At 67.4% G+C, this 19,765-nt stretch carries 19 protein-coding genes and 1 pseudogene; 15 read left to right on the top strand and 5 right to left on the bottom strand.

Annotated elements, in window-relative coordinates; all coding sequences use genetic code 11:
* The first annotated feature begins 229 nt into the window (after positions 1–229).
* Positions 230–1,165, top strand: coding sequence for an SMI1/KNR4 family protein (locus tag ACIHCM_RS35455; protein WP_399905501.1), 936 nt, complete (start codon positions 230–232; stop codon positions 1,163–1,165).
* 73 nt (positions 1,166–1,238) lie between these two features.
* Here ACIHCM_RS35455 and ACIHCM_RS35450 read toward each other — a convergent pair whose 3' ends face one another.
* Positions 1,239–3,170 (bottom strand): hypothetical protein, encoded by a 1,932-nt coding sequence (locus ACIHCM_RS35450; protein WP_399905497.1) that lies wholly within the window; start codon positions 3,168–3,170, stop codon positions 1,239–1,241.
* A 563-nt stretch (positions 3,171–3,733) separates the two neighbouring features.
* Here ACIHCM_RS35450 and ACIHCM_RS35445 point away from each other — a divergent pair.
* From ACIHCM_RS35445 to ACIHCM_RS35415, 7 genes are all read left to right on the top strand, one after another.
* Positions 3,734–4,123 carry a hypothetical protein gene (locus tag ACIHCM_RS35445; protein ID WP_399905494.1) on the top strand — a complete coding sequence of 130 codons (390 nt, stop codon included), beginning with the start codon at positions 3,734–3,736 and terminating at the stop codon, positions 4,121–4,123.
* Between the two features lie 2,215 nt (positions 4,124–6,338).
* Entirely contained in the window at positions 6,339–6,671 is a 333-nt protein-coding gene (locus tag ACIHCM_RS35440; protein ID WP_399905492.1) for a molecular chaperone DnaK, read from the top strand.
* Positions 6,672–6,785: 114 nt separating this feature from the next.
* Positions 6,786–7,160: a TraR/DksA family transcriptional regulator gene (locus tag ACIHCM_RS35435; RefSeq protein WP_399905489.1), complete on the top strand. Its 375-nt coding sequence runs from the start codon at positions 6,786–6,788 to the stop codon at positions 7,158–7,160.
* Positions 7,161–8,448: 1,288 nt separating this feature from the next.
* On the top strand, positions 8,449–8,706 hold the full coding sequence (locus tag ACIHCM_RS35430; RefSeq protein WP_399905486.1) for a hypothetical protein: 258 nt from the start codon (positions 8,449–8,451) through the stop codon (positions 8,704–8,706).
* A gap of 33 nt (positions 8,707–8,739) precedes the next feature.
* Entirely contained in the window at positions 8,740–9,039 is a 300-nt protein-coding gene (locus tag ACIHCM_RS35425) for a hypothetical protein (RefSeq protein ID WP_399905483.1), read from the top strand.
* A gap of 137 nt (positions 9,040–9,176) precedes the next feature.
* The gene (locus ACIHCM_RS35420) at positions 9,177–9,473 is read left to right on the top strand and encodes a hypothetical protein (RefSeq protein ID WP_356691400.1); all 297 of its coding nucleotides are present in this window, start codon (positions 9,177–9,179) and stop codon (positions 9,471–9,473) included.
* A 2-nt stretch (positions 9,474–9,475) separates the two neighbouring features.
* Positions 9,476–9,685 carry a hypothetical protein gene (locus ACIHCM_RS35415; protein ID WP_399905479.1) on the top strand — a complete coding sequence of 70 codons (210 nt, stop codon included), beginning with the start codon at positions 9,476–9,478 and terminating at the stop codon, positions 9,683–9,685.
* Between the two features lie 32 nt (positions 9,686–9,717).
* Here the strand turns inward: ACIHCM_RS35415 and ACIHCM_RS35410 are convergent, their stop codons facing one another.
* Both ACIHCM_RS35410 and ACIHCM_RS35405 read right to left on the bottom strand, forming a co-directional pair.
* On the bottom strand, positions 9,718–10,083 hold the full coding sequence (locus ACIHCM_RS35410; RefSeq protein ID WP_145830443.1) for a hypothetical protein: 366 nt from the start codon (positions 10,081–10,083) through the stop codon (positions 9,718–9,720).
* Positions 10,080–10,343: a hypothetical protein gene (locus ACIHCM_RS35405; protein WP_381490899.1), complete on the bottom strand. Its 264-nt coding sequence runs from the start codon at positions 10,341–10,343 to the stop codon at positions 10,080–10,082. Before ACIHCM_RS35405 ends, ACIHCM_RS35410 begins: the two co-directional genes overlap by 4 nt.
* Positions 10,344–10,467: 124 nt before the next feature.
* On the opposite strand from ACIHCM_RS35405, the gene ACIHCM_RS35400 reads away from it, so the two are divergent.
* Both ACIHCM_RS35400 and ACIHCM_RS35395 read left to right on the top strand, forming a co-directional pair.
* Positions 10,468–11,826, top strand: a complete 1,359-nt coding sequence (locus tag ACIHCM_RS35400) for a hypothetical protein (protein ID WP_399905475.1) — start codon at positions 10,468–10,470, stop codon at positions 11,824–11,826.
* Positions 11,827–12,320: 494 nt separating this feature from the next.
* Complete coding sequence (locus ACIHCM_RS35395) at positions 12,321–13,343, top strand: hypothetical protein (RefSeq protein WP_399905472.1); 1,023 nt, start codon at positions 12,321–12,323, stop codon at positions 13,341–13,343.
* Positions 13,344–13,826: 483 nt separating this feature from the next.
* On the opposite strand, the gene ACIHCM_RS35390 is transcribed toward ACIHCM_RS35395, so the two are convergent.
* Positions 13,827–14,144 (bottom strand): hypothetical protein, encoded by a 318-nt coding sequence (locus ACIHCM_RS35390; protein WP_399905468.1) that lies wholly within the window; start codon positions 14,142–14,144, stop codon positions 13,827–13,829.
* Positions 14,145–14,249: 105 nt separating this feature from the next.
* Positions 14,250–14,405, bottom strand: a pseudogene (locus ACIHCM_RS35385) (LexA family protein); the annotation flags it as partial.
* 132 nt (positions 14,406–14,537) lie between these two features.
* Between ACIHCM_RS35385 and ACIHCM_RS35380 the strand changes: the two are divergent.
* The 5 genes from ACIHCM_RS35380 to ACIHCM_RS35360 all read left to right on the top strand — a co-directional run bounded on the left by ACIHCM_RS35380 (position 14,538) and on the right by ACIHCM_RS35360 (position 19,765).
* Positions 14,538–15,707 (top strand): tyrosine-type recombinase/integrase, encoded by a 1,170-nt coding sequence (locus tag ACIHCM_RS35380; RefSeq protein ID WP_399905465.1) that lies wholly within the window; start codon positions 14,538–14,540, stop codon positions 15,705–15,707.
* Positions 15,707–18,190, top strand: a complete 2,484-nt coding sequence (locus ACIHCM_RS35375; protein ID WP_399905462.1) for a hypothetical protein — start codon at positions 15,707–15,709, stop codon at positions 18,188–18,190. The genes ACIHCM_RS35380 and ACIHCM_RS35375 overlap by 1 nt, the downstream gene beginning before the upstream one ends.
* A 30-nt stretch (positions 18,191–18,220) precedes the next feature.
* Positions 18,221–18,748: a DUF6262 family protein gene (locus ACIHCM_RS35370; protein WP_399905459.1), complete on the top strand. Its 528-nt coding sequence runs from the start codon at positions 18,221–18,223 to the stop codon at positions 18,746–18,748.
* A gap of 168 nt (positions 18,749–18,916) precedes the next feature.
* A complete protein-coding gene (locus ACIHCM_RS35365; RefSeq protein WP_399905531.1) occupies positions 18,917–19,288 on the top strand; it encodes an ATP-dependent DNA ligase in 372 nt (123 codons plus the stop codon).
* Positions 19,289–19,426: 138 nt separating this feature from the next.
* The gene (locus ACIHCM_RS35360; RefSeq protein ID WP_399905456.1) at positions 19,427–19,765 is read left to right on the top strand and encodes a trypco2 family protein; all 339 of its coding nucleotides are present in this window, start codon (positions 19,427–19,429) and stop codon (positions 19,763–19,765) included.

Genomic DNA, 19,765 nt, shown 5'->3' with positions numbered 1-19,765 from the left:
ACTTTTCATGCCCGAGCAAGGTGGTTCGGCCGAACCACCTCAGGGCCCCTGTTCGAGTGTTCGGTCACCTGCACGATCCTCGACGTCGACCGCACCGCCGTCCTCAACTGACCGCTACGAGGCACCCCAGAACCAGCCGTAGGGCCGCCCCCGCAGATCACTGTGGGGGCGGCCCTACGGCTGGCATCCTGGCAGACAGCACCCAACGTCCCAGAGGGGAAACAGAACCGTGACCGTGACCGTGGACATACCCGACCACATACGCGACCTCTGCGCCCACCTCGGAGACGGTGTCTCATACGCGGTCAAGGTCCTCGCCCGGCAGCTGGCCGACGACCCCCATCTGGGCAAGCGCACCGGCAGGCTCGGCCTGTACGCTGCGACGATCGACGGCGACACCTTCGATGACTGCCCGCCCCTCACCGTGCGCTACGCCTACGGCCCGCCCCTGACGGCGGAGGGGCAGCTCCAGATCCGTGACGTCGAAGCCACCGGACCGCTCCCCGCCACCAGTAAGACCGACGACGGCCAGGCCACCACCCCGCCCCCCGATCCGCGTCTGGAGCAGATCGCCGCACGGCAGGTGACCGAGGCATGGCAGCGCATCACCGCATGGCTTGAGCAGAACGCGCCGGCCTCGCACGCGGCGCTCCTGCCCGCCGCGGCCGGGCAGGAAATCGACGCCCTGGAGCAACAGCTGGGCGTACGCGTGCCGGTGGAACTGCGGGCGCTGTGGCTGCTGTGCGCGGGCAACCAGGACATCCCGGGGGCAGGCTTCTTCCCCGATCACGGGTGGGCGTTGATGCCGTTGGAATCGGTTCGTGCGGTCTACTGTCGGCAGTCGCGCTGGCAGCAGGACCACGACGATGAGGAGTCGTGGATGTGGAAGCCGTCCTGGATCCCGTTCTGCTCGTGGTCGGTGACCGACACCAGCTACGGCCTGTTCGTCGACGCGGAGACGGGCGAGGTCGGGCACTGGGACGACACGGCCGTGCGCACCGTCGAGGACAAGTCGGTGACGATGCTGCTGGAGGAGATCGCCGACAGGCTGGAGAATCCGCAGCTGGGCCTGGGCTGCAAGCCCGGCCTGATCGGGGGGAGGCTGGTGTGGGGTCCCCCGTCTGACGAGGGCTGGGCGATCCTGTGGCAGCCATTCACCGGCTGACCCGGACAACAGCGAAGGGGCGGACAGGCAACGGCCTGTCCGCCCCTTCGTGGTGCTTGAGGTCAGGTGGTGCTTAGACCTTGCGCCAGGTGCAGGTCACCGCCACACCCGAGCAATGGTTGAACCCGGGGGTGTCGATGAAGAACCCGTCCCCGTCGGTCAGCCGCCAGATCGACGGCTGCAACTTGTGGAATGCGCCCTGGTTCTGATCGGAGTCGATTGCCGCACGGCCGCAGCGCTCCGTGCCTGTGGGTCCGTTGGTCGCGACACGGGTGTCGGCGAGCAGACCGAACGACGTCGATCCGTCGCCCACCCCGTTGAATACCCAGTCCGTGTACAGCTGGGCGCACTTGCTGCCGTCGGTGACCTGGTTGACCCCGCCGGGGAACCCGCCGGACTCGTGCGTGGAGGCCGGCGCGTACTCGTCACAGTCGGTGGAGCCCACGATGCTGTCGGCGGGGTGCTTGGTCCATATGGTGGGGCAGACGACCTTGCGGCTGTCGTCGGACGACCAGGCCGCCCCGGTGGACGGGTTCTTCACCGTGGTCTCCGGGCCCAGGTAGTGCGCCAGGCTGTCCCACTTCTTGGAGCCTGCGTGGTCGGGCATCCTCTCCTGCATCAGCCAGTAGTACGCGCCAGCGGCCGGGTAGAGGTTGGTGTCGACGGTGAACGTCGGCTTGTAGAACGGCAGTACGCAGCCGGGGGTGACCGCCCCGCGGGTGATGTCGTCGCACCGCGGCGCGAGCTCGCGTACGGAGGCGACACCGCTGCTGCCGAAGTCCGCCGTCGCATCGACGGAGTTGCTGGCATCGACGGTCGCGGTGATCGACCAGTCCAGATCGATCTGCTCCTTGCCGGTGCCGAGCCACCTGGTCACCACGGTGCCCCACATGCTGCGGTAGTCCTGGGCCGGGTCGTAGTCCCAGTGCGCGCCGTCGACCGGGTTGGCGCCGTCGTCGGTCCACTTGATCGGCGCCACGTCGCACGCCGAACACGAGGAGTCGATGTCCCACCGCATGGTGACGCCTTCCAGCGCCGGGTCGATGTAGGTGGGGGCGATCACGAGTTGTTGATCAAATTCGGCGAAGTCGCTGCCGGATTCGGTCTTGTTGCGGTAGGTCTTCATGCGCTGCTCGAACAGGAACGTGCCCCGTCCGATGGCCGGCTTCTTCGGATCCGCGTCGAAGAACCACAGCTCGCCTTCGCCCAGGGTCTTCAGGCAGGCTTCGGTGCGGTTCATGTAGTCCAGACCCTCAGCGGCGTTGGTGCACCAGTCGACCAGGTCGACCGCGTCGTTACCGCCCGGCGTCGACATGATCCCCGCGGACTCCGCTGACTTCGCGGTAAACGTCTGCTTCGTCTCCCGGGTCTTGCCGGGCTTCGGCGGGGCCTGCACGGACTTGGCCTTGTCCCGCTTGACCATACGGAAGCACACCGTACGGTCGGCCTTGTCCTTGGAACAGTCGTCCTTGTCGAAGTCCGCCAGCGTCGGCGACGACTGCGCGTCCGCCGTAGACGACGCAGTGGCGGATCCGTCCGGGTCGGTGCGGGTGAACTCCACCGTGGTCTGCGCGGTCGAGTCGATCCCCGACGCCGACTGCGCGACGGGGAACGTCACGTACGGCTCGATACGGAACTTCGCCCACGGCGACCAGGTCGTCTCGTACAGGCTGCCGTCGTAGGCGTTGGTGTGCACCAGGTAGTCCGTGCGGGGCTTCAGCCGCCCGTACTCCACCTGTACCTTCGCGGTGCTGCCAGAGGCGACGTACGGGGAGACCAGCACCCCGTACGGGTTGGCATCGGTCAGCTTGACCTTGGTGCCCGGCGTGCCGTCGGCCTTGGCCGTCCACACCTCAAACGTAAGGGTCGACTTCTCGCCATCCGCGTCAGTCACCGTATTGCGCAGCACAACCTCGGGTGCGATGACCCGCCACTTGTCGCCGCTCTTGGTGAACTGCGGCCCGGCCGATGGGTTCTTGCCCGACACCGGACGCGACCCCGCCATGATGGACATCTCCGCTTCCGGTCCATGGACCTTCGGCGGCGCGGCCAGCGGATCAGGCCCCTTCGGTGAGCCGGCGGCGGAAGCCGTTCCTGCCCCGGCCAGAACAGCAAGGACGGCACTGGCTGTCATGCAGCGCAGTGCCGCCGTTATGCGTGTGCGTCTCAACGATCCTCCACGGTACGGATGTTCGACGCAACCCGATCACGCGCAACTCCCGTGAGACAGACGAAAGATCGCCATTCTGCGCACGCGACGGTCGCACAGTCGCCCGCGCCGCCGGCCTCGGCTGGACTGTCACGACGGCACTCCGGAAGCAGCCGCAGGGCCCTCGCAGTGATCTGACGCTGTTGGCTAATCCCTTCAGGCCTCGGCGGCCCGGCGGCGGCGAACGAGTGGCTGGCCCGCGTCCGGTGGGAGGACGCGATGGTGCCGTACACGGTCTGGCGGCCCAGGAAGGCTCGCCAGTAGCTCCCGCATCGGTGATACGGCGGGCTATGCGCACCATCTGCCGCGGACTGCTGCGCGAATAGTGCATGAATCGAATACTGCCTCTTCGCCAGTAGGTGCGGGTCACTACCGAGGCCATCATCGGCGCCGTCACCGGCGCTCTTACCGGCCCGCGGACGGTGCTGCTGGGCCGCTACGACACCCACGGCCGCCTGCAGTACACCGGGCGCAGCACCACCCTGACCCAGCCCGCCGGCCGTGCCCTGGCCGGTGTACTGACCGCGTCCGCGGGCGCCCATCCCTGGATGGGTTGGACGTTCAGCGTGGGGTGGGGGACGCGGGAGACTCTCGATGTGCAGCTGGTGCAGCCCGACATCGTGATGGAAGTCCCCGTCGACGTCGCCCGCGACGCCGCAGGACAGTGGCGCCACCCGGTCCGGGCCCACCGCCTCCGCACCGACGTCAACCCGGCACAGGTACCCCTGGTCGGCGAAACCGGCCCCTGACCTGCCCACGGCAGTGACCACGCTCGTTCGCCTGCACACGGCAGCAGGAAGGTGTCAGGCGCTCCATCGGTGGGCGGGCCTGCCACGACAACTTGCGCCGTGCTCTCAGGGAGGCTTCGGCACCTACACGAAATGTGAACCGCCCCGGTTCGAATGGAGACTCGATTCAGGCACAGATGGGGCTACTAAAGGAGGCGATAATCACAGAAATCCCGACCACGAGCAGCGCAACGAGATCACGGCCTCGCCGCTGCGCGCCAAAGATCGCCCCTTCCACCTACTACGCCCACAAGAAACGACTGGCCGCCCCGTCCGCACGATCGGTGCCCACCGTCCACGATGTGCAGGCAGGTCGATGGGAGTACACAGAGGGATTCCCAGTGACAAGGCGACGTCTGATGTCAACGCTTTCGCGGGCTGGATTCAGCGCCTGGAGCGGATACCCTAACAGACAATCACGAGGAGGCATTGGACTCGGCACAGGAAGCGGTCGATCAGGCCGCCCTCGCTATAGTGCTGAACAACCTCAGTAACTTTCTATTGCCCACTGGACGGGCGGGGCCGCGTGCTTCGGCAGCTGCCGACTGCGGCCTGGCCCAGCACGCCAGGCACGATCACTGCGCGGCCTCACCCTTGAACACGGCGGCCGCTACCTGGCAGCATGCGCGCCATGGATCAAGCTTTGAACCCCCGGGCGCTGGCCCGCGTCGATCTCGTGCTGCTTCACCCAGTTCCGCAGCGAACGCCCCGACTGGTACGGGGAGATGCGCGAGCGGCAGCGCAAGGCCCACTCCTCCCGGCGTATCCGTGTCGAGCACGGCATCGCCAGACGACGACGGAGGAGTCTGCCCAGCTCAAGGCAGGCTCGCTTGAGTTCGGCGTTCTCCTTCTTCAGCCCGCATCCTCATGAGGCCGATCACGGCCGCCGCGGTCCTCGGACTTCCCTGCTGGTGTCTCGCGGCCCCGTCCATGAGGGAACGTCCGTGGCAACCTGGTAGTACCCCTCGGCCAACCATAAGCTCGCGAAACGACTCTTCCACGCCGGCTTGTACCGGGCACCAGAGGTTCTCGATGCAATCGAACCACACCTGCCCGACCGAGACATCGACCTTGATCCCGGATCTGCAGTCGTCACCTCGCCGATTCCATCAGGGCGTTGTCGTAGGCGTCGCCGACCGAGCCGATGGACGCGGCTATGCCGGCGGCGTCCAGATGCTCGGCGAGCCTGAACGACGTGTAGCCCACTACCCCGTAGCGATCGAGCAGGCGTACGCGACCGCGCAGTGGATCACCAGCGCTACGAGCGTGTGTGTGGCCGGTCGAGCTCGGCCGCGAAGAAACTTGCCGCGGCCTTGAGGATCTCGTTATGCGCACCGCACGACGGCGGAGCTCAAGCGGGTAACGGGAAGGTCGTGCCATGACTCGATCCTTTCATGACCAGCGCCGGTCACGTGCCGTTGCTGTGCGCGCACAAGGACGGCAGCCACGATGTCCGCGAGCTGCCGGTTGAGACGGGTGATGACACCGTCCAAAGTCAGCAGAGCCGACGGGCCAGCCCATCGAAGAAATTCATCCGAGGCGTCCATCTGTGGCTCCCTGGCACATACCGAAACAGCCTCTTCATTCATATTCGCGCATTTCGTCGCGATGTCTCGGTGAAGGCGACGGTTGCGCAAGCGAGCCTGACCAGTTCTGCTGCCTGTGCCCCAAGTGCAGACAGGACGTGGTTTCAGTTTTGGCCTCATCGAGACCGTGTCCCGCATCGTCGCAGCCCGGTCTCCAGGACTGGATCGAACAGGAAAGCGCCTGCGGGGCAGCTTAGTTCGAGTGGAGGTAAGAGGGCGTCCCGAGGGTTGTCGACTTCGTACGGCTTGTCGACGGCCGAGCACGGGGGGCTCGGCCGTCCGCGCCGAGGAGTGCTGCAGCGTTCGGTGCGACGCAGCGGGCCTGTGCCGCGGTCGGCTGTCTCTCGCCTTTCGTCAGCGACCCGCCCTTGACCTGTTCGGCGCGGCAGGTCGATCGGTTCCACCCCCGTCCGGACCGCGCTGTCCCGGCACACAGCCGAGCCGTCTGCACTCTGCGTCCCCACCGAAATGGGGTGCGCGCCCGATAGCCGTCCGCTGCCCGGGGCGGTGAAGGTGGAAGGCGAAGGGGAGAGTACACGTGAACTCGGTGGTCTCCCTGCTCGGCTGTTGTGGGAAGGGACTGTTACGTGATGTCGCTGGACTCCGCTGCCCGCCTCGGCTCTGCTGTCGAAAGCCTCAGTGTGCGCGAGGCACGGCGGCTGCGGGAAACGCAGCGCCCCTCCCCCGCCCAGATGCAGGCCGTCGGCGAAGCCTCCGACAGTGCTCCGAAGGCCGATGATCCACAGGTCATGCCGAGGGGCGCGATCGAACGGGCAATGGAGGACGTCGACGCCGCCTTCGCCCGGCTTCAGGAGGGCACGTACGGCATCTGCCAGGGGCGCACCAGGCCCAGCCCTCTGGAGCAGCTGGAGATTCTGCCGTACGTGCGGTGCTGTGTGCCCTGCCAGCAGCGCGCCGGCTGATGTCGCGCGGCCCTGCCCCTGCCACAGCCCCGCGCCGTCGTGTCCGTCCCGCTCCGGCCGCGGTCCGGGTCCTCCGTGTGCCCCGCCCGCTGCCGCATCCCTGGAGGTGATGTCGTGACCCAGCAGGTCGTCGGCCCCGGCACCAATGCGGGCCTGAGTGCCGCCCAACTGGCCGGGCTGCGGGAGAACCTCAACGAGCAGCGCGCCTTTCGCCTGGACCAGCTCGCGCAGCTGTGGCAGGGCACTCCCGCCCGCGCCCAGCGCGCCCGCGAACAGGCCGCGGTGTCCCATCTGGAAGTCCACATCAAGCTGTGCGCTTCAGCCCGCATGGTCCTCGCCGACGTTGAAGCCGCCCTTGAGCGCATGGATCAGGGCACGTATGGCATCTGCCAGCAGTGCCAGTACCCCGTGCAGCCGGCGCGGCTGCGCATCGTGCCGCAGGCCCGCTACTGCGGGCGCTGCCACCAGGTGAGGGAGGTCCGGTCGTGATCGCCACTGTTCGCCGTCGGCCATGGCCGGCCTGCCGACCCTGCCCTGCGATCGCCATCGACCCCGGCAGCGCCCGCACCCGCGCCTGGACGGCCGACCGCCACGGCATCCTCGACGTGCCCGCTGTCACCGGCCCGGACAACGCAGACCCCGTTCAGTGCGGCATCGTCGTCGAGCCGGCCGGCGCCGCGCGGATGCTGTCCCGCATGCTTGCCGACCGCATCCCGAAGAACGTGCAGCCTGTCATCGCTTGCATCATGCCGGTGGTCAGCGGCCGGCAGCATGACACCACCGCCGTGGGCGTCCTTCAGGTGCTGCGCCCGCGCACCGTGCCGGCGAAGGACAGCGTCATGGCCATCGCCTTTGCTACAGGCGCCGAGCCGTTTCGCCCGCTGCTCGTGATCGACCTCGGCGCCCACCATCCGCGGCCTGGAGGAGAGCGCCCTGGCGGACCTGGGTCCGGCTCCCGGAGCTTGTGTACCGACTCTCCGCGCAACTGCACGCCCCGGTACAGCCGGCGCCCCAGCCGCACACCGCCGCCGTGCACGGAGCAGCCCAGGCGCGGCGCTCAGCCCAGCATCACCCCTCACTGGGGCCCTCTGTGGATCCCGCTCCTAGCGGTACTGGCCTCGACGAGGCGCTTACGAACTGTCCGATCCCCACACCTTCGTGGCTGGAGGCGACGTGCCCGACCCGATCCTGCGAGCCCAGCCGCCGCCCATACACGCCATCCGCTGGTGGCGGTGGCGGCGCAACCCGCTGTGCCGCACAAGCGACCTGCTCCAGGCATGGATCGGCCTCATACTCGCCGTCACGGTGGCCATCACCGCGCCCCTGGCCGCTTGGGTGGTCGCCGCAATCGTGCACGACACGCTCACGGCCGACGCACGCGAGAAGGCCCGCACCGGGCGGCACACCACAGCCGTGCTCCTCAAGGACGCGCCCCGGCACCCGGAGCCGGGCGCTCCTGGGCGACCACGACCGCCACACCCACCAGGTGCGCGTCCGGCACCACCGGGAAACAGCCGACAGGCACCGGACAGCACTCGCAGCAGTCGTCGACGCTATCGGCGCAGTCACAGCCAGCCGCTACGGCACCACCGGTCATTCCGAGGCTGCGGGTCGGCTCCGCGCCGCAATCGCCGACGAGGCAAGACTTCGCCAGGACCTTGCCCGGCAGGCCCCACATGCAGAGGCGTCCGCGACCGCCCTGGCGGACGACTCCTCGACCCGCGCGGACAAACAGCCGGCGATGTCGGCTGGCGACCGCGCTGAAAAGCGCCTCACGATGGCTTTGCGCAGCCGCCTGGCCGACGCCGTCAGCAGCCGCGCACTGCTGCCCGCCTGGTTCGTTACCGTCCTCGGAGCAGCACCACCCGCCCGAGCAACGGACCAGTGGCTGGAGACCGCCACCCGCGTCCTGCTCTACCGCCTCACCTACGACATCACCGACCAGGTTGTCGCCCTCGGCCCCGAGCCCTCCGGCGCCGACCGGCATCGCCGCAGCTGGTACGAACAGCTACGCAAAGACCTACGGCGCTGGTGAACAGTTCCTGCCCCCACGCCCCGAAGGGCGACCATGCTCCGCGACGCCACCCATTCCCAGCTCTCCGGCCACTTCGACCGCTGGATCGGCCCGCTGTGCGGCGTTTGGCCCGATGGCCACGACGACTGGTGCACCCTCCTCGGCACTGCGCAAGATCGCCTGCAGCCGGTTCTGCGACCCTTCGAGGCCGACCCCTGCCGACGTGCTGCGCACCTGCTTGCGCGAGCGTCCGCAAGCAACGGAGATTCGAAGAATGCCGACTCCGCCCTGGAAACCCTGGGTGCCGCAGAGGCGATTGCCGACCAGGCCCGTATCACGGCCGGCCCGGAGTGACTCGTCGGTCTCCGTTCGGCCAACGCGGCTGCTGGCAGCGAAACCGGTTACGTCGGCTGGCGGTTGGAAGGTGCGATGCCAGGCGTAGAGGAGAATGGGCAAGGCACGGACCGCTCGCGGCGCCGGTGAGGAGGAGAATGTTGGATCTGCAGGCCGGTGTGGGCGTCTACCAGTTCGTTCGCGACCGACAGGACGATCTCCGGGACGAACAACACCCGGATGGCCACGACGCGTACGTCCAGTCCTGGCGCGACGCCCACGAACTCAGCCAGGAGTTCGCTACTGCGGTTCACGCGGGCAACACCGACGAGGCCCGCCGCCTTCTCAACGCGCTCATGGCCATGGCCGACCAGTGGAAGAGCCACCCTGACTTCCCCGCCGCAACCCGCGCCGTCCGCGCTGTGCACGACGCGGACACCCCAGCGGAACGGTGATCATGAAGGGCTCATGGTTTCTCATGTCGGGCGCGGTCGTCGTCATGCTGCTCCTCACGCCCCTTGTGATCCGCCTTCGTATCACTTCGTGGACTGTGGGGTGGCTGGCCATCCTGCTGGGCTCCATCGCCGTGATGGCCCTGCTGGGTCTGACGGCACGCCTCACCGATACGGATGGCCGGCCGACGCTCGTTGATGACCTGGATCCCTGACTCGATACGGACCGCGTGAAGAGCCTGCTCGATCAGCTCGTCCAGGTCTTGATCTGAGCGGCGACCTCCCGCACCGGTAGACCGTCCCGGGCGGCGCGGGCCAGCGGGAGAACGGTGTCCAGGCCAGGGCCCACCGGCATCCCGCACGCCGACAGGTAGGCCGCGGTCACCGTGGCCGCGAACAGCAGATTCCGCATCTCCAGGCTCGGGTTTCTCGCCAGCTCGCACAGCAGCGCCGCAGCCTTGTGATGAGGCTCGGGGTAGACCTCGCGGTCAAGGATCTCCGCCCGGTGACGTGCCTCCGCCGCGACGGGGACGCCGTAGTCGACAACCTGCGGATCCCCCGGAATCTGCTGCGCCACTGCCAGGATCCACGCGAGGTCGATGCGGAGGTTCACGCGGCGTCCCTCGGTGCCGTCTCCGCCGGAGTGTCCGGGAGGCCGGGGTACCGGTCCTCACCGACTTCCGCATCGAACACGTCCGTGTACGCGGCCAGGAACGATGCGGCGCCGGCCATGAAGGCCGCGCGGGACTGATTCACGTCCGCCTCGATCAGGTCGGCCACGTACCCCTGCAAGCTCAGGCCCCGGCGCTTGGCCCGGTCCTCGGCGGCTGCTTTGACCTCTTCATCCAGGCGGATGTTCGTCTGCTTTCCCATGCCAGCAACTGTAGCTATGTGCTGGTACCAGTGCATAGCAAATGGGGACGTCGGCCCGGGACCGGAGCGGTGGTGAGATCATTCCGGGGGGGCAAGTGGGACGGGCGCGCGCCGGAGGGGCAACATGATCGACCTTGAAGAGCGCGTGAACCGCGTGTTCAATCCGGACCTGCGTCCCCTCGTCAGCGAGGCGTACCGGTGCTACGTCTCCGGCTCGGCCCGCGGCGCGATCGTCCTGACCTGGACAGCTGTCTGCGCCGACCTCATCGCCAAGGCCCAGATCCTCCATGAGGAGGGCGAGAGCCACGCGAAGGACCTGGTTGCCGATGTGGAGCGAGCGCAGGGCAGTGCGGAGTCCGAAGCGATTCCGATCATGCTCGCCCTGGAGAAGACTCTGCTCGACACGGCGGAGAAGCTCGAGCTGATCGACTTCACCCAGCGCAAGCAGTTGGAGCGGATCCGCGACGACCGCCACCTGTGTGCACATCCGTCCATCCGTCCCCTCGGCGAGCTCTACGAGCCGACGATGGAGTACGCCCGCGCCCACCTCGTGGCCGCGCTGGAGGCCGTTCTCATCCATCCTCCGAGCCGGGGCCGCAAGATCGTCGGCAGCTTCCTCAAGCACGTCGTAGACCCCGGTTTCGTCTACGACACTGAGTACCTCACTCACACCTTTTTCGACCGCGTTCGTCCCAGCGCCAGGTCCAAGGTCGTCGAGGCCGCGGCCAAGTTCGCTGTCCTCGCGATCGAAGACCCCGCGATCAAAATCAAACCGGAGAAGTTCGCCGACCGGATGGCCAAGTGCCTGCGCAGCTTCGCCGAACGCGATGCCGACCTCGTCAAGAAGGCCGTCGCCAAGCAAATGGCCCGCCTCGAGACGGCCGAACCCTCCATCCAACTTCAGGCACTCGGTCGGCTCGGCGACCTCCCCGCCTTCTGGGCCTCCCTGGGCACTCCCGTGCGCAATCTCCTGAACGCGAAGATCGAGACGATCGGGAACCGGGCGCCGTACAAAGAGATCACCACCGCCGAGGCCCAGGCCCTGGCCCTGGTCGCCCACCCCGAGCTCCGGGCGACGCTCCCCGCGCTCATCGAAGCGTTCTCCAAGCTCTGGTACATCCCCCGCGCAGACATCATCGCGCAGCGCCCCGACCCCTACTTCACGCCGTTCCTCCCGGCCCTCCTCAAGGACGTGGGCTCCTTTGACCGCGGGCAGGAAGTTGCGGAGAAGGCCGTCCTTCCGTGCGCAGGCTTCCTGACCTTGCCGGAGTTGGAGCAAGTCCTTACGGAGTGGAACGACAACGACCAGTGCTGGGGGCGTGCCATGCCCGGCTACCTCGTCGAGCTCTACACCCTCACGAGTCACCTCGGCGAGGGGCGTAGGAGCCTGTGGACGCCGATTCTGGAAGACGTCCGAGGAGACGAGCGGGTCTTCAACCTCATCGCCTCCGGCATCGGATCGACCGAGGCCTCCAGCACCTGACTGCTGGTCGTGCCGTGCCGGGGGCATGATGATCCCCATGACTGGAGAAGACCTCCCTGCGCTGCCCTGACGTCGCGCGCAGTCAGCTATCCGCCGGGCCCGGTGGTCAGCGCTCGCCCTGACGCCGCTTCTCCTATGATGGCTCGTCGAGATCGGCGCCGGCGACCCGAGCAGAGCAGGGCAGAGTGGCAGCTGGAGCGCTGCCGGCCGTCGCCGTCGTGGCCTGCCTCGCCTGGCAGGCTGCGCCGTTAGTCCGCACGGAGCAGCGGACGGTCGCCGACCGCATGACGACGTCGCCGACCGGGAGGCCAGTCGTCGAGCCGCCGTGCAAGGCCTTGGAGATGAGGCGCATGTGACGCTTTGGGCAGCGATTCGAGTCCGTGCGCTGCCAGGGTCGGCACGACCCTCAGAAACTCAGGTGCTGGCCGTGTTGCCCGCTCACTACGGTGATGAGTCCTCGGCCGCGAGCCGGGCGGAAAGCGGAAGGCAGGCCGATGAAACGCCTCGAACTGGTAGTCGTGCAATTCGAAGAGGTCAAGCGCCTCATCGAGGTCGGACGGGTCCCACAGCTGCGGCTGGCTCACATCCTGCTCGACAGCGCCGTCGAACTGATCATGCACCGCATGGTCGAAGCCGAACTCGACGGCGAGCGCTACTACTTCGATCAGCTTCAGAACCTCCGTCGGATCGAAGCGATGCGCAAGAGCGACAACCCCCTGCACCGCCGGTTCGCCACAGGGCCAAGCGACGATCAGCTCAGCTCAGAGATCAAGAAGCTCGAAGCGATGGTGACCTCGAAAAGGAAACGCAAGAAGATCAACGACAACTTCGGAGACAAGATCGACTTCCTCGTCGAGCGGACGAGGCTACCTGGCAGCATCGCGCCGGTGCTGAAGAAGCTGCACGACTACCGGAACGAGACCTACCACCGCGACCAGCACCGCGTTGAAGTGATCCGTCCGGCAGTCCTGATCTACTTCGATGCGGCATGCACCGTCCTCGACCTGTACGAACCGGGAGTGCTGATCGGTGACGGCGCCCTGGGCCCTGAGCTGGCACGCTTCCAGGACACCCGCCCCGGCCACCATGACCCCTTCGAGGTGTCCCATCGGGCAGCGAAACAGCTAAGGGAGGAAGTTGGCCTTGACCTGGCAGCGGTGAGGACCGCGCTGGTCGACCATCTTCTTGGACGCCTCGACGATCTTGAGTCGGGACTCGCCTACGTGGAGGAGAACAGCGTCAATGGCGCGGCCCCGGGCGACGCGATTCGCATCATGCAGATCGAAGACGGAGACATCGAAGCGATCTTCAACAACGAGGTGCTGCGGAGCCGGAAGTATCCCCTCACGATGGCGGACGTGAAGTCCTGGATCGAGCGGGCCACAGCGATGGAAGACATGGACGACAAGCACACGCTCTTCGCCGAGCTCGCGGCACTTGAGGACGAGTTCGAGGATCTCGAATCGAAGGTCCGCGAGGCGGTCTGGCGCATCGACGAGGCAGCGAACATGCGCTGAGCACCCGCGGCCGGACCGCCGTGGCCGACATGTGGCGCGAGGACCTGGACCGCGAGCGCGCTCACTCCTTCCTGCCCTGCGTCTGGGTGACCACGCGCGGGCTGCGTACCCACCCTTCGCTGCGCCTTCGGATCCCGATGTCGAACACGGCCTGTTGTCCGAGAGGCTCGGACAGACCGTGCACCCGCTGCACACTGCGGCCGCGAGCTGACCCGCCCTCCCGCCGGCCAGACGGTACGAGCTCGCGCTGCGCCCGATGCGTGATCTGATTCCCCGATGTATGCGATAGGAGGTCGGATGGCGCGGTACGTTGGCGGACAGTCCTCCTGGACGCCGCGTCCCCCGTGCGCTGCGGCCGGGGGGCACACATCACACCGGACCTGGCGTGATCGCGGGCGACGGCCCGGATGACCACAGCGACCCGTAGCCGGACGCGCTCAGACGATGCTGATGCCGTTCGCTCAAGGGGGCCACCCGCCCGGCTTACTCGTCGCGCTGAGGCTGGGGCTCTTCGAAGGCTCGGAGCGCGGCCTGGAGAGCCTGCTCAATGCGACCAGGATCCCGCGGCGTCTGCTCCGCCTCGGCCAGCGCGCCGCCCTCAGCCGCCGCCATCATGACTCCGAAGGCCTTCCGTTGCGCATCCTCGTTCAGCGACCGCTGGCCACGCAGTGCCCCGATCGTCATCAAAGTCAGCACGTCATCGCTTGTGGTGGGCCGCATCCGCCCCTCGACCAGGTCGTCCAGCCGCCAGCTGTCCGCGACCTCTTCCCACGTCACGTCAGGCATCGCCTCGTCGCTCACGCGTTCTCCCATGAGACAGGAGTCAACCACGGCACCCGGGGGGCACCCCCAGCCGCCAAGCCGGACCTCACGGACACCGGAAAGGAGATACTCACGTCGGCGTGCTCACAAGCTCCGCATGACAGTGACGACCTTCCCGAGGATGGAGGCCGACTCGCCGGGGATGGGGTCGAAAGCGTCGTTCTCCGGCACCAGCCACACAGCTGCGCCCTCCCGCCTGAGCCGCTTGACCGTCGCCTCCCCGTCAATCATGGCCGCAACGTTCTACGAGGTTCCTACAGGTGTGGTGTGACGTGGTGCGAGTGTTCCTCGTTGGTGCTTGGACGCTCGTACTCGCAGGGTGTGGCTCTGTGGCGGGTTGTTGCATGATCCGTCAGAGCACCGGAGTTTCACATGCGGGCTTTCCCTGTGGTCCTGCCCTCGGGCACGCGGTACTGGACCGTCCTCGATGACGCCCTCCTCGTCGTCCCCGTCGCCGACAGCTGGGGGCGATACCAGCGATTCGGTCGCAGCCGAGCCGAACTCACGACCAAGACGAACGCGGGAGGCGCGGCGCTCTACCTCCGTTGGTGCGGTGCAACCGGCCGCGACTGGAGGAAGGCCGCTCGCGACCTCGGCTTGTTCATCGTCTGGCTGAAGCACACTCCCTCCCGAGCGGACAAGGATGGTCCTGTCGTTGTCCGGTCCGGTCCGGGCGGCACGCCGGTTCGGCGTGAGCGCCGGATCAACGTTGTGCTCTCGGCCACCCGCGGGTTCCTCTCATACGCGGTCTCGATTGCCGAGGCGCCGCGCTCTGTGCTCGGGCAGCTCTACGAACTGGGCGACAGTCGGGATCTGCCCGCGGAGGCTCAGGGGGAGGACTCCGGGCTGTTCTACCGGCTTCGGGCCCGCCATCGGCTGCAGGAGCCAGAGACCGAGGTCGACCGGGCTTCAGACGAGGAGATCGTCGGCATGTTCATGGAGTGCCGCTGTGCCCGCGATCGACTCGTTGTGTTGCTGCTGGGGCGGGTGGGTCTCCGGCGCGGGCAAGCAGCGGGCATCCATCGGTCCGACTGCCACATGCTGGCGGACTCGCGTGCGCTCGGATGCGACTACAAAGGGCCCCACATCCACGTGCGACGCCGGGAGAACGCCAATGGTGCCTGGTCCAAGTCCCGAGAGTCCTGGATTCAGCCCGTGGACTTCCTTGTCGTGCAGGCCTACGACCAGTACGTCGATGAGCGGTTCGAACTGCTCGGTGCCGGCGGCAGCGACTTCCTGCTGGTGAACCTCTTCCGCGGAGTGCTTGGAGCGCCGATGACGCCGGAAGCGATCTACGAGCTGTTCGAGCGGCTGACGCGGCGAGCGGGGCTTTCCAGGAAGGTGGGTCCGCACATGGCCCGTCGCGCGTTCGGCAGCAATGTGTCGGATGCCGGCGGCGAACTCGATGAGGTCCAGGCCCTGTTGGGGCAGAAGCACCCCGAGTCGGCCCGTCCCTATGTGATCCCAGATCAAGCCCGGTTGCGGGAGGCGGTGGAGCGGGTTCCGTCTCCTCGGGAGCTGTACGGGCGAGGTGAACGCTGATGTCGGCGATCTCCCTGCCGGTGCAGCCGCCGGCGACTGCCGCACGGACCCAGAAACTGATCGAGGCCCTGGACCCAGAGTTCCTCGAACTCATCTCCTGGGACTGGGAGTTGGGGATCCTTGTCTATCCTCTGGATCACCCAGTGATCGGGATGCCGGAGTGCCAGGTGCGGGGGTGCGACAAGGGATACGAGAGCAGAGGCCCGTTGTGCTCCGGCTGTCGCATTCGCTGGAACAAATCGGGACTGAGCCTCGAGGACTTCCTCGGCAGCCAGGAGCGGTACAACGTCGTTCACGTCCGCCAGGAGCTGTGCCAGTTACCGGGCTGCAAGCGGCCCTGGCGGAGCCCGACTGCGGCTCTATGTCAGAACCATCACTACCAGCGGAAACATCGGCTGAAGATCTCTATCGAGGAGTTCCTCGTCCACCCTTCGCCGCAGCCGCTTCCAGGTCATGGAGTGTGCGGTGTGGCGGCCTGTCTGCGTCAGCGGGTCACCCCGAGCACGCCGTACTGCGACGCGCACCGGCAAAAGCTCAGCAAGGCGAAGCTCTTGGGCACCTTCGACGGCGACGAAGAGCTGTGGCGGCTGACGGCTCCGCCGATCCACATGGGTCGCGAGGTCAGCTTGCGGGGCCTTCCGCGACGGTTGGTCGCCGAGCTTCTGTACTGCGTCCAGCAGCGCACCGCGAACGGCGTGCGGACGATCGGGCACTACCTGCGGGCGATCTGCGACCGACTCCGTGTCCTGCGGTGCGAGACCCTCGACGACCTCGAAGATCCGGAGCCGGCGGGGCTGAAGGGCCACCACGTCTCGTTGGTCACGACCATGCGCAGGACCCTCCACCGGCTCGGCACGACCCCGGAGGAGGAGTCGCGCCGCGACGTATGGGACCTCGCGATCTTCGGGTTCAGCGGCACGGCTGACTTCACGGAGATCCGCCAGGACGTGCTGCGCGAAGCCACGAGGCTATGGGCCGCTGATGACCTGCCGCGGCGCCGTGGGAAAGGCGGCGGTCGCACGCTGCAGCGGCAGATCGACGCGATGGTGGAGCTCTCGAAGAGCCTGTGGCTCCAGCGTGAGGACGGTGGGCAGATCGTCGCGCTGCTCGACCGACGCGACATCGTCGCGTTCTGTAACCGGCTCGCCTTCAAGACAGAGAACGGGCAGCTGAGCGCACACCAGCGCCTCTATATGGCGCGGACTGTGCGCAAGGTCCTGAACCGGTGGCGCACCCTCGGCCTCACGGGCAAGGGCGAGATCCTCGAAGGCCTGCGGGCTGACTTCGTCATGGGGCCCGAGGACATGCCCGACGACCCGGAGGACACCGAGGCCGGCAAGGACCTGCCCGACGAGGTGATGCAGCAGCTCTGTGACAACCTGAACCTCCTGGAGGAGATGAGCAGCATGGAAGTGCGGGTCTGCACGGAACTGCTGATCGACACGGGCCGTCGGCCCGACGAAGTCTGCCGGCTCCCCTTGGACTGCCTTGAGCGAGATCCGGATGGCAGCCCCGTGCTCCTCTACGACAATCACAAGGCCTTCCGGCTGGGCAGACGGCTTCCGATTGCGAAAGTAACCGCGGCGGTGATCACCGCTCAGCAGGAACGCGTACGACGGCGCTTCCCCGACGCCCCGTCCTCCGAGCTGAAGCTACTGCCCTCTCCGGTCGCCAATCCGTGGGGGACCAAACCGATCGCTGGCATCTGGGAGCAGCACCGGAACTGGGTCCGTGCCCTGCCCGACTTCCTCGTGCCCATCGAGGTGGAAGTGGACGGCGAAGTTGTTACGAAACTTCTGCCGTTCGAGCGGGCGAAGATCTTCCCGTACGCGTACCGTCACAGCTTCGCCCAGCGGCACGCCGACGCGGGAGTGAAGCCGGAGGTCCTCAAGGACCTCATGGACCATCGCCAGCTGCAGACCAGCCAGGCGTACTACCGCATCGGCCAGGACCGGCGGCGTGAAGCCATCGACCGGGTCGCGGTCATGCAGTTCGACCGGCACGGCAACCGGGTGTGGCGCCAGGTTCAGGGGCTCTTGGACTCCGAGCACGTACGGCGCGAGATCGGCGAGGTCGCCACAGCGTATGGCGTGTGCAGAGAACCCACGAACGTGGCGGCCGGCGGGCACAGCTGCCCGCTGCGCTTCCGCTGCCTGGGCTGCGAACACTTCCACACCGACGTCTCCTATCTGCCGGACCTGGAGGCGTACCACGCAGACCTCCTGCGAAGTCGCGAGAAGCTGATGTCCACCTTCGAGGCGGACGGCTGGGCACGCACCGAGGCCATGCCGTCGCAGGAGGAGATCCGCCGGGTTCGGCGACTGATCAACCGCGTCAAGGCGGACCTGGACGATCTGACCGAGGAGGAGCGGGCGCAGATCCAGCAGGCGGTCTCGGTCATCCGCCGCGGGCGCAACGTGATGCTGGGGATGCCTCGCATCGGCCAACCGTTGCCCGACGTCCGGCCGAGGAGGACTACGTGAGCTCCGCGATGAGCGCTGGCCGTCAGGCGGATGCCGACCTGGCGCCGCCAGCGGGTCGTGAAGGCCATCACCGCCGCCGCACAGAAGGGAAGCCGCATCACGGTCTCGGGCATCGCCCGGCAGGCCGGGGTAGACCGGACCTTTCTCTACCGGCATCGGGATCTTCTCGCCCTGGTTCACGCTGCCGAGATCGAGCCAGCCGAGCGGGACCCGGCGTTGGGTGCCTCCGCGGTGAGCAGGGCCTCGCTCCAGGCCGATCTCGCGAACGCGCAGGCCCGCACCGTCCGCCTGTCCGTACGAATTCAGCAGTTGGAGAGGCGCTTGTCTCAGGAGCTGGGCGAGCAGGCCTGGCGCGAGTCGGGCCTTGGTGCTCCCACCGACATCGAGGAACTTCAGCGAACAATCACGCGGCTCGAGCAGCGCAACGTCGAGCTGACCGAGGCTCTGGAAGAGAGCCAGGCCGATCTGGCGGCGGCTCGAGAAGCCAATCGTGAGCTGACCCGGACCCTCAACCAGCGTGGAGAGTCGACGTCGGGCAGGTGCCGACCGCACGGATGACGGGCCTTCGCTTTCGCAGTGTGAGAAGACTTTTTACAGTCCCGACGACCACGCGCGGGTCTCCGTCGATGCGGGCCGGGTGGTGCTGCGCTCCAGGCCCGGCACAGAGATAGGACCGGCGTTTCCTGATGTCGTGGCCGGGGCCGTGCAGCTCCGGACACGACCGCGCTGGACGGCGAGCGGGTCGTATGGGACGACGCGGGCCGCCTCACGTTCGAGCGGTTGCAGAACCGGCTTACCCGCCACGGCACTGGAGCGGCCCGGGCAGCGGAGAAGTGGCCGGCGCACTTCGTCGCGTTCGATCTCGTTCGGCTGTCCGGGACGGACACGACCGGGTGGCCGTACCGGCAGCGCAGGACCGCGCTGAAGTCCGTGTTCGCCGCCCGCCGTCTGTCGGCGCCGTGGGCGCTGTGCCCATCGACCACCGAGGCCGACGTCGTCCGCGAGTGGCCGACGTGGGCGTCGGTCGGGATGGAGGGCGTGGTCTTCAAACGGCTGGACGGCGCCTACAAGCAGTCGGCGAGGGGCTGGGAGAAATAAGCGTCGCATCAGTGATCACTAATCGGACAGGCGTACCCGATTAACTGATGACCCCACCGAAGAGACACCCTCTACTCGTACAGTGTCCAGCGGTGTACCGGTACGGGGAGAAATCCCCGGAAGAGTGGGGGGACGGTCATGGCGGACGACATTGGGGTGGGCGAGGCGGTCCAGGCGCTGCGGGACGAGCTGTTGAGCGCGGCGACGGCGGGTGCGTCGAGCGGCCTCCAGTTCGAAGTGGGGCCGATCGAGCTGGAGTTCGCCTTCACACTGACCAAGGAGGCCACGGCGAAGGTCGGTGTCAGCCGGATCTTCAGCGCCGTGGTGTCGGCCGACGTCACCGGCAAGGCGGGGAAACAGGACACCCACCGCGTGAAATTCGTCCTCACCCCGAAGAGCGCCTCCGGCAGCCCGCTCCTGATCAGCAACAACAACCCACCCGAAGTCGGCGAGCTGGACTCCGCCTTCGGGCGCTGA

The organism is Streptomyces sp. NPDC052023 (genome assembly GCF_044548465.1).
GTDB lineage: Bacteria > Actinomycetota > Actinomycetes > Streptomycetales > Streptomycetaceae > Streptomyces.
The sequence above is the reverse complement of the archived record's forward strand: the minus strand, read 5'-3'. Positions and strand labels throughout refer to the sequence as shown.

Excerpts from the sequence above, each read along its gene's own strand:
- ACIHCM_RS35450 (WP_399905497.1), bottom strand. The coding sequence starts at position 3,170 with ATGGCGGGGTCGCGTCCGGTGTCGGGCAAGAACCCATCGGCCGGGCCG.
- ACIHCM_RS35440 (WP_399905492.1), top strand. The coding sequence starts at position 6,339 with ATGTCGCTGGACTCCGCTGCCCGCCTCGGCTCTGCTGTCGAAAGCCTC.
- ACIHCM_RS35430 (WP_399905486.1), top strand. The coding sequence starts at position 8,449 with ATGGCTTTGCGCAGCCGCCTGGCCGACGCCGTCAGCAGCCGCGCACTG.
- ACIHCM_RS35425 (WP_399905483.1), top strand. The coding sequence starts at position 8,740 with ATGCTCCGCGACGCCACCCATTCCCAGCTCTCCGGCCACTTCGACCGC.
- ACIHCM_RS35420 (WP_356691400.1), top strand. The coding sequence starts at position 9,177 with ATGTTGGATCTGCAGGCCGGTGTGGGCGTCTACCAGTTCGTTCGCGAC.
- ACIHCM_RS35415 (WP_399905479.1), top strand. The coding sequence starts at position 9,476 with ATGAAGGGCTCATGGTTTCTCATGTCGGGCGCGGTCGTCGTCATGCTG.
- ACIHCM_RS35405 (WP_381490899.1), bottom strand. The coding sequence starts at position 10,343 with ATGGGAAAGCAGACGAACATCCGCCTGGATGAAGAGGTCAAAGCAGCC.
- ACIHCM_RS35400 (WP_399905475.1), top strand. The coding sequence starts at position 10,468 with ATGATCGACCTTGAAGAGCGCGTGAACCGCGTGTTCAATCCGGACCTG.
- ACIHCM_RS35395 (WP_399905472.1), top strand. The coding sequence starts at position 12,321 with ATGAAACGCCTCGAACTGGTAGTCGTGCAATTCGAAGAGGTCAAGCGC.
- ACIHCM_RS35380 (WP_399905465.1), top strand. The coding sequence starts at position 14,538 with ATGCGGGCTTTCCCTGTGGTCCTGCCCTCGGGCACGCGGTACTGGACC.
- ACIHCM_RS35375 (WP_399905462.1), top strand. The coding sequence starts at position 15,707 with ATGTCGGCGATCTCCCTGCCGGTGCAGCCGCCGGCGACTGCCGCACGG.
- ACIHCM_RS35370 (WP_399905459.1), top strand. The coding sequence starts at position 18,221 with ATGCCGACCTGGCGCCGCCAGCGGGTCGTGAAGGCCATCACCGCCGCC.
- ACIHCM_RS35360 (WP_399905456.1), top strand. The coding sequence starts at position 19,427 with ATGGCGGACGACATTGGGGTGGGCGAGGCGGTCCAGGCGCTGCGGGAC.